This window comes from Microcoleus sp. A6-C6, assembly GCF_036705955.1.
GTDB lineage: Bacteria > Cyanobacteriota > Cyanobacteriia > Cyanobacteriales > Microcoleaceae > Microcoleus.
Window position 1 is genome coordinate 50,382 of sequence record NZ_JAUBVR010000016.1, and the last position, 8,032, is coordinate 58,413.

At 48.8% G+C, this 8,032-nt stretch carries 6 protein-coding genes; 4 read left to right on the forward strand and 2 right to left on the reverse strand.

Going from position 1 to position 8,032, the window contains the following annotated elements:
• Window positions 1-28: 28 nt before the first annotated feature.
• A complete protein-coding gene (locus tag QUB52_RS09440) occupies window positions 29-2,041 on the reverse strand; it encodes a GspE/PulE family protein (RefSeq protein ID WP_332973694.1) in 2,013 nt (670 codons plus the stop codon).
• A gap of 176 nt (window positions 2,042-2,217) precedes the next feature.
• On the opposite strand from QUB52_RS09440, the gene QUB52_RS09445 reads away from it, so the two are divergent.
• Window positions 2,218-2,418, forward strand: a complete 201-nt coding sequence (locus QUB52_RS09445) for a hypothetical protein (protein WP_332969687.1) — start codon at window positions 2,218-2,220, stop codon at window positions 2,416-2,418.
• A 258-nt stretch (window positions 2,419-2,676) separates the two neighbouring features.
• Here QUB52_RS09445 and QUB52_RS09450 read toward each other — a convergent pair whose 3' ends face one another.
• A complete protein-coding gene (locus QUB52_RS09450) occupies window positions 2,677-2,862 on the reverse strand; it encodes a hypothetical protein (RefSeq protein WP_332973695.1) in 186 nt (61 codons plus the stop codon).
• A 155-nt stretch (window positions 2,863-3,017) separates the two neighbouring features.
• Here QUB52_RS09450 and grpE point away from each other — a divergent pair, with 155 nt between their 5' ends.
• From grpE to dnaJ, 3 genes are all read left to right on the forward strand, one after another.
• A complete protein-coding gene (gene grpE / locus QUB52_RS09455; RefSeq protein WP_265235654.1) occupies window positions 3,018-3,809 on the forward strand; it encodes a nucleotide exchange factor GrpE in 792 nt (263 codons plus the stop codon).
• Window positions 3,810-4,357: 548 nt separating this feature from the next.
• Complete coding sequence (gene dnaK / locus QUB52_RS09460) at window positions 4,358-6,490, forward strand: molecular chaperone DnaK (RefSeq protein WP_265235655.1); 2,133 nt, start codon at window positions 4,358-4,360, stop codon at window positions 6,488-6,490.
• Between the two features lie 126 nt (window positions 6,491-6,616).
• Window positions 6,617-7,747 (forward strand): molecular chaperone DnaJ, encoded by a 1,131-nt coding sequence (gene dnaJ, locus QUB52_RS09465; RefSeq protein ID WP_265235656.1) that lies wholly within the window; start codon window positions 6,617-6,619, stop codon window positions 7,745-7,747.
• Window positions 7,748-8,032: the final 285 nt, after the last annotated feature.

Genomic DNA, 8,032 nt, shown 5'->3' on the forward strand with positions numbered 1-8,032 from the left:
AGTCAACAGTCAACAGTTAACTGCTGAATCAATCCAAAAAGCGCGGCGTCAAGCAATACGGACAATCCAGCATCTCCGGCTTCAATTCCGCCCGACAAGTTTTGCAGGTAAGTCCCTGCTTGCGTTTGGCTTTCAGTTCCGCCTCCAGCCCGGAGTCAGTAAACGTCACCCGCTCGACTTCTTCAAAGGTAGTCGCGCCTTCCCGCACTAACTGCAAGCTGTAAGCCAACAACGTTTTCATCCCTTCTTCTACTGCTGCTTCCTTAAGTTGCTCTGTGGGAGCCCCTTGAGTGATCAGAGTTTGAAGCCGCTCAGTATTTTTCAGGAACTCGTAAACTCCTACCCGTCCTTTGTAGCCTAAGCCGCCGCACTTGCGACAAAGTTGCTCGCGTTCTGCCAGTCCTTTCCTTTCCTCCACCGGTATGATGTTGGCTTTGTTAACAGTTAGATCGATTTCTTGAGAAGCCGACAGACCGTACCGACCGAGTTCTTGAGCGGTAGGCTGGTAAGGAATGCAGCATTTGTCGCAAACGCGCCGCATCAGACGCTGAGCTAACACGCCCAACAAAGCGGCCGACACCATGAACGGTTCTACGCCCATTTCGTCCAAACGCGCGATCGCCCCAGCCGCGTCATTCGTGTGCAATGTCGTCAGCACTAAGTGTCCAGTCAAGGCAGCTTCCAGAGCTGTTTTGGCCGTTTCTCTGTCCCGGGTTTCTCCCACCAGAATCACGTCAGGATCTTGCCGCAAAAACGCCCGCAGCAGGTTGGAAAAACTCAAGTCTTTTTCCCGAATTACTTGACATTGGGTAATTCCTGGCAAAGCATATTCGATCGGGTCTTCCGCCGTACTGATATTAACCCCCGGATCATTCCGTTCCGCCAGAATCGAGTACAGAGAAGTTGACTTACCAGAACCCGTCGGCCCCGTCACCAAAATCAGTCCAAACGGACGGCTAGCAGTCTCTCGCACCAAAGCCAGAGTTTCTTGATCCGAGATCAACAAACCCAAACCCAACTGAGTGCTGGAACTGTCCAAAATCCGCAGCACGATTTTTTCTCCGTACCGCGAAGGCAAGCTGTTCACCCGGAAATCCACCGTGCGTCCCTCAAACATCCGGCGGATGCGACCATCTTGAGCTTGTCGGCGTTCGGCAATGTCTAGGTTGGCAATAATCTTGAAACGAGCCGTAATCGCTTGCACTACCTGCTTGGGAAACCGGAAATACTCTTGCAGCACCCCATCCTTCCGCATCCGTATCCGCATAAACTCTTCTTGAGGTTCTACGTGGATGTCAGACACCTTTTCCGACAAAGCTTTAGCCAAAATGATGTTGACAGCCTTAATTACCGGAGCCGCCCCAGCATCGTCTATGGTGTTCGCTAAGTCTTCTTGATCGGAACTCACCTCTTCCAGCGAGAGTTCGCCAAAATCTCCGTCCCCTAACTCCAGCTTTCTCTGCTTTTCGGCTTCTGCTATTTTGGCTGCTACCTTAACTTGATCGTCTTGATAGGTCGAAGTTATGTCCTGATAGTCGTCTGGCGTAATCACCCGTCGCTGCAAAGCCAAGCCGTGAGGCTGTAAAATCCGCCGCAAATCTTCTATGGCGTTGAGGTTGTCGGGGTCTACCATTGCCACTAAAACCGCTGGAGGCTCAGTTTCAGTCTTCGCTACGGGTAAAAAACGACCTTGGTGACAAATGTCGATCGAAATTTTCAACCCATCGAGCATAATTCCGAGTTGCTCGTTCGACATTTCGCTCATTTCTGGGTCATACGCTTCCACCCCGTAGACTATCTTCCGTTCAAACATCTGCTGCTTCTTGTAAAGCCGCAGCAATTCTGGGGGCAACTGCTGGCCGGTAAGTGCTTCTAATACCTCCGTCAACCGCTTCCCCGACTTCCGGCTTTCAATTTGAGCTTGATTCAGTTGGTCTCCGTTGACGTAACCCGACTGAATCATCTTGTTGAGAGCCGGAGTAAATTTGCTTACAGCAACTAGCGATGTGGTGGAGCGAAACCCCTGGGGTGTGTTAGTCATAAAAACACTCAATAGGTGGGAACTGAGAGGAAAACTAACGCGGGCTTTTAACCCCCGTCTTCTTTGCTTATGGATGAGCTATCATGTTCTGGCTCGATCCCTATATGTCAAGTGTAAGCTCGTAGTCTCCTCTAATTTTCGTCTACAAATTGACGAGACGTTGGAGGGAGTTGCGGATGCTTGAAATCAGATCTTGTTCGTTGAGTGCGATCGTTGCCTACTTAGCCGATCGACCTGCGAGATACTCTCGTTATAGCCTCATGGCACATCACTTGGGGATTTGCACCGTAGGGGTGTGTCGCCTTTCCACGATCGTTCTATATTCGCAAATTGTTTGGTCAAATTACAGTGCCCCTGCTGGCGCGGTGCATCACTAGGTTAAAGATCCGCTATGCGATCTTTGATGATCATAGCTTTGACTAAAGCGTCGATCGGTCTTTTGAGATATATTTTGATTAATTATGTGCGATCGCGCACAGCCCGATCGTCCAGCCGGAGTCCGAGCGCACAGATTTTGAGCAGCTCTACTTTTGAGTCTGGAAATATTAATATAATTCTACGCTGGTGTCCTAACTGATTAGTAAGTCCGCAAGACCCGCTAATTTGTCTGATTTGAATTACCCAAAATCAAGACTTCAAGCGACTTTAGTATGAATTAAATCCTTGACGCTTGCATCAGAATCAGAGAGCATCTCAGTTTGATAAAAAGCATTTTTTAGAAGTGCGAGCCGGAAAGCTCTGCCGATATATTTAGTCCCCAACAAGCAGCCAACCAAAGCTTTTTGCTGGCTCATACTATCGGTATAGATATAAACGACCATTTTAATATTTTATTGAAAGCTTTGAGGCATTCCTCCACAAAGGCAGGAAATATCCTCTGAATGAGATAGTGCCATAAACAGTAAATTCTAGTTTTCTAGATTTACCCGGTTAACTGTATCTGCTAGAATTGATAGGGTTCTGTCGCGCAGCTTTTATGATTGACGAGGAAAAACAGCAAGATCTAGATCCTAACTCAACTGGGGAAACCCCAGAGGGTTCGCCAATGGCAAGCGAAACTCCGCCGGCACCAGCAAACTCGAACGGATCTGCCGATTGGGAGCTCGAACTTGCTCAAGCTTATCAAAGCGCTCAGCCCGATCGCAAGAGAGCAAACGCATCCGGGGATACTGTTACAGGCAGTTCCACCAACAGCCCGACAGCAGACGCGGCTGAGTCGTGGCAGAGGGAACTAGCCTCTGTAACCGATGAAAAAGAGGCTTTAAAAACTCAGTTGCAAGCCACATCCGCTCAACTAGAAGACCTGAAAAATCAAAATCTCCGCCTAGCAGCAGATTTTGACAACTTCCGCAGGCGCACCCAAAAGGAAAAAGAAGAGTTAGATTTACAGGCAAGGTGTATCACGATCAAAGCCCTGTTGCCGGTGATCGACAATTTCGAGCGCGCTCGATCGCACATCAAGCCACAAAACGACGGTGAGATGAACATTCACAAAAGCTACCAAAGCGTTTACAAGCAAATGGTAGATGGCCTCAAACAAATCGGGGTTTCTCCGATGCGCCCCGAAGGTGAACAGTTTGATCCCAACCTCCACGAAGCTCTCCTCAGCGAGCCCACAGACGAACATGAGGAAGGCACAATCATCCAAGAACTAGAACGCGGGTACATTCTGGGCGATCGCGTCTTGCGGCACGCCAAAGTGAAAGTTGCAGCGCCTGGGATATCTGTGGTAGCCTCAGATGAAAATCCCGATAGTTCGGAAAGTTAATCGGGATACAAGCTACTGCATTCTGAGAAGTCACTGACCCCCGAAGAGAATTCGGGGGCCCCAAGGTGGCAGACTGACCAACTTCTTAATTCAGGACTAAAAGCAGGTCATTCAGTTGACAGTTGACAGTTGACCTGGGACAGCGACCTTTACCTAGAAGGAAGAGGATTGGAGTAATGAATAGTCTGATTTTAATTTCTCCCGATCAGGGTTCCGGCTTTAAACCAATTCTTTCTGGTCAGCGCTTTCTCAACAAATTCTGAAAAATGCTTTAACCCGTCCAAAAATGGGTACAAACCCCCGACTTAAGTCGTGGATGCTCCCAAAATTTTAGACCAAAGTTTAAGATCCCAGATTCATCTTTGGGAGTCAATCTAAAATCTAAAATCTAAAATCGACTTGCCCGTCTTTGATATTGGATTAAGATATCAAGTTGGTTTCCTAAAAATCTAGTCAGGTGATGCTTGTTAAAACAAGCTGAGTCGTTTTTGATCCCCCAATTTGTAGTTGGAAGTTTCCAAACATCCCACAAAGTTTTATGAGGCGCTATGGGAAAAATTATTGGAATTGACTTAGGCACGACCAACAGTTGTGTAGCTGTATTGGAGGGCGGTAAACCAGTCGTGATCGCCAATTCTGAGGGCGGCCGCACAACTCCGAGCATTGTAGGATTTGGCAAGGGGGGCGATCGCTTAGTCGGTCAACTAGCCAAGCGGCAAGCTGTAACTAATGCTGTAAATACTGTTTACAGTATCAAACGATTTATCGGGCGCAGGTGGGACGACACGGAAGAAGAACGATCCCGCACTCCCTATACCTGCATCAAAGGCAAAGACGACACCGTTAACGTCCAAATTCGGAACAAGGTTCACACCCCTCAAGAAATCTCGGCAATGGTACTCCAAAAGCTCAAGCAAGATGCTGAAGCTTATTTGGGACAAGCTGTTACCCAAGCCGTAATTACAGTGCCGGCATACTTCACAGATGCTCAGCGCCAAGCTACTAAAGACGCCGGTACGATCGCAGGTTTAGAAGTCCTGCGGATTGTCAATGAACCGACGGCGGCCGCCCTTTCCTACGGGCTGGACAAGCAAAATATCGAACAAAAAATCTTGGTCTTTGACCTCGGCGGTGGTACTTTCGACGTTTCGATCCTGCAACTGGGAGACGGAATTTTTGAAGTCAACGCCACCGCAGGTAACAACCATCTCGGAGGAGATGACTTTGACGACTGCATAGTTCAGTGGCTGGTAGAAGCTTTCCGAACTCAAGAAGGCAGTGACCTCTCAATAGACAAAATGGCCTTGCAGCGCCTCCGAGAAGCTGCGGAAAAGGCGAAAATTGAACTCTCTCTCTCGCAATCCACATCCATTAATTTGCCCTTCATCTCTTCTGATGAAAAAGGGCCGAAGCACTTGGAAATGGATCTCTCCAAGGCTCAGTTTGAAAAACTTGTCGGTCATTTGGTGCAGGCGACGATAGATCCGGTGACTCAAGCCCTCAAAGACGCAAGTCTTACCCCTAAAGATATAGACAGGATTATTTTAGTCGGAGGCTCAACCCGAATTCCGGCAGTTCAAGAGGCAATTAGCAAGTATTTTGGCGGCGCTTCTCCCGATAAATCGGTGAATCCCGACGAAGCTGTAGCCGTAGGCGCGGCAATTCAAGCCGGAGTGTTGGGCGGCGAAGTCAAAGATTTGCTGCTGCTAGACGTGACGCCACTTTCCTTGGGACTCGAAACCTTGGGCGGTGTGTTCACAAAAGTGATCGATCGCAATACAACTATCCCCACCAGTCGATCGCAAATGTACAGCACCGCCGCAGACGGACAAACCTCCGTAGAAATTCACGTCCTCCAAGGCGAGCGCGCATTAGTTAAAGACAACAAAAGTCTCGGCAAATTCCTGCTCAAAGGCATTCCCGCAGCCCCCCGTGGTGTACCTCAAATCGAAGTTACCTTTGAAATCGATGCCAACGGCATTCTCAAAGTAGCCGCAGAAGACAAGGGAACCGGCAAAGAACAAAGCATCCAAATCTCCAATACAGGAGGATTGACCGAAACCGAAGTCGAGCGAATGCGGCAAGAAGCCGAACTTTATGCCGACGAGGACATCAAGCGCGCTCAAGTCGTCGAACTCAAAAATCAAGCCGACACCCTGGTCTATAATTGTGGTGTCACTTTGAAAACCAACGCGCAATTGCTGGGCGACGACCTCAAAGCCGAAGCCGAAACAGCAACAGCAGCCTTGAAGGCGGCGATGGCTAACCCTGACATTACAGGCGAGGAACTCACGCCCGCAATCGAAGCTTTCAAGCAACTGCTATACTCCCTCGGGACAGCAGTCTACGAGCAAGCCCGCAGCGGGGTAGCCCCCTCTTCGGCAGAGCTTGAAAGCGAGATGATGTCAGAAATAGAAGAGGTTGCAGCTACCGAAGACAGCATTTTGCTGACAGAAGAGCTGCTGGTGGCGATCAAACCTCCACCACCAGCTCCATCACCAGCTCCATCACCAGCTCCGTCACCAGCGCAACCAAAGGCGCAAGTAAAGCGGGAACCAAAACCGGAACCAAAACCGGAACCAAAACCGGAACCAAAGTCAAAGCGACAGCCAAATCCACAGTCAGAACCAAAACCGAAGGTTCCAGAACCTGAAGTTGATGATATGAATCCTTTCCTTTAGATCTGAAAAGATAAAAATTAAAAGTTAAAAATGATTATTTTTGATTTTTAATTTTGTAACTTCAGGAAAGGTCGCCCGTTTCTTTTTCGTACACTTTTTGTTATTTACCTCCAGGCAAGCAGCTTTATGGCCGGTGATTACTATGAAATATTAGGCGTTTCTCGCAGTGCAGACAAAGAGGAAATTAAGCGTGCTTACCGTCGTCTAGCTCGCAAGTTCCATCCAGATGTCAACAAAGAACCAAGTGCCGAGGAGCGGTTTAAAGAAATTAACCGCGCTTACGAGGTACTCTCAGAACCAGAAACCCGCGCCCGTTTCGATCGTTTTGGCGAAGCAGGCGTGAGCGGTGCAGCAGCGCCGGGGTTCCAAGACTTCGGCGACAGCTTTGCCGATATTTTTGAAAGCTTCTTCCAGGGTTTTCAAGGAGGAGCGGGCGGCCAACAACAACAAGGTCGCAGACGCAGCGGCCCAGTGCGCGGAGACGATTTGCGGCTCGACTTGCGGCTGGAGTTTCGCGAAGCAGTGTTTGGTGGAGAAAAAGAACTTCGCATTAAGCACCTAGAAACCTGCGAAACTTGCAGTGGAACTGGCGCCAAGCCGGGAACTAGACCCCAAACTTGCTCGACTTGTACCGGCAGCGGCCAAGTCCGCCGTGCTACCCGCACTCCTTTCGGCAGCTTTACTCAAGTTTCAGTTTGCCCTACCTGTAACGGCACTGGGCAAGTGATTGAGGACAAGTGCGAAACTTGTGGCGGCCGGGGCCAGAAAGAAGTGATGAAAAAGCTGAAAATCACTATTCCGGCTGGGGTTGACAATGGTACTCGTTTGCGGGTTTCCAATGAAGGGGATGCTGGCAAACTGGGCGGGCCGCCTGGTGATCTTTACGTGTTCTTGGCTGTGAATGAAGACCCGCTATTTAAGCGGGACGGCATTAACGTTAATTCGGAAGTGAAGATTAGTTATTTGCAAGCAATTTTGGGCTGCCGGTTGGAAGTGGAAACGGTAGACGGGCCGACGGAATTGTTGATTCCTACGGGAACTCAGGCGAATACTGTTCTGACTCTGGAGAAAAAAGGTGTGCCTAAGTTGGGAAATCCTGTCAGTCGCGGCGACCATTTGATTGCGGTGTCTATTGATATTCCGACTAAGGTGACGGCTGAGGAACGTGAGTTGCTGATGCAGCTTGCTAAGCTGAAGGGCGATCGTACTGGTAAAGGTGGCTTGGAAGGATTTCTGGGCAATTTGTTTCAGAAATAAGCAAATATTTGACACTCAATGGGTGTCAAATTTTCCTGTTTCATAATTCGCCAGCGTTTTATTTAATTCTCTCTCAAAAAAATGAGCGCAATTGCGCTCATTTTGCCAGTGAAGAATAATCATGGGGCAATTGGTGGGAGTAGTCCTCAAAAAAAATGAGACCAATTGGTCTCAAAAATCGGCGGTAAAATAATTCGCCGACAATTGGTTTAATTCTCTCTCAAAAAAATGAGCGCAATTGCGCTCATTTTGCCAGTGAAGAATAATCATGGGGCAATTGGTGGG

Bases quoted from the DNA above. Each gene is read 5' to 3' on its own strand.
- QUB52_RS09440 (WP_332973694.1), bottom strand. From the start codon at position 2,041: ATGACTAACACACCCCAGGGGTTTCGCTCCACCACATCGCTAGTTGCT.
- QUB52_RS09445 (WP_332969687.1), top strand. From the start codon at position 2,218: ATGCTTGAAATCAGATCTTGTTCGTTGAGTGCGATCGTTGCCTACTTA.
- QUB52_RS09450 (WP_332973695.1), bottom strand. From the start codon at position 2,862: ATGGTCGTTTATATCTATACCGATAGTATGAGCCAGCAAAAAGCTTTG.
- grpE (WP_265235654.1), top strand. From the start codon at position 3,018: ATGATTGACGAGGAAAAACAGCAAGATCTAGATCCTAACTCAACTGGG.
- dnaK (WP_265235655.1), top strand. From the start codon at position 4,358: ATGGGAAAAATTATTGGAATTGACTTAGGCACGACCAACAGTTGTGTA.
- dnaJ (WP_265235656.1), top strand. From the start codon at position 6,617: ATGGCCGGTGATTACTATGAAATATTAGGCGTTTCTCGCAGTGCAGAC.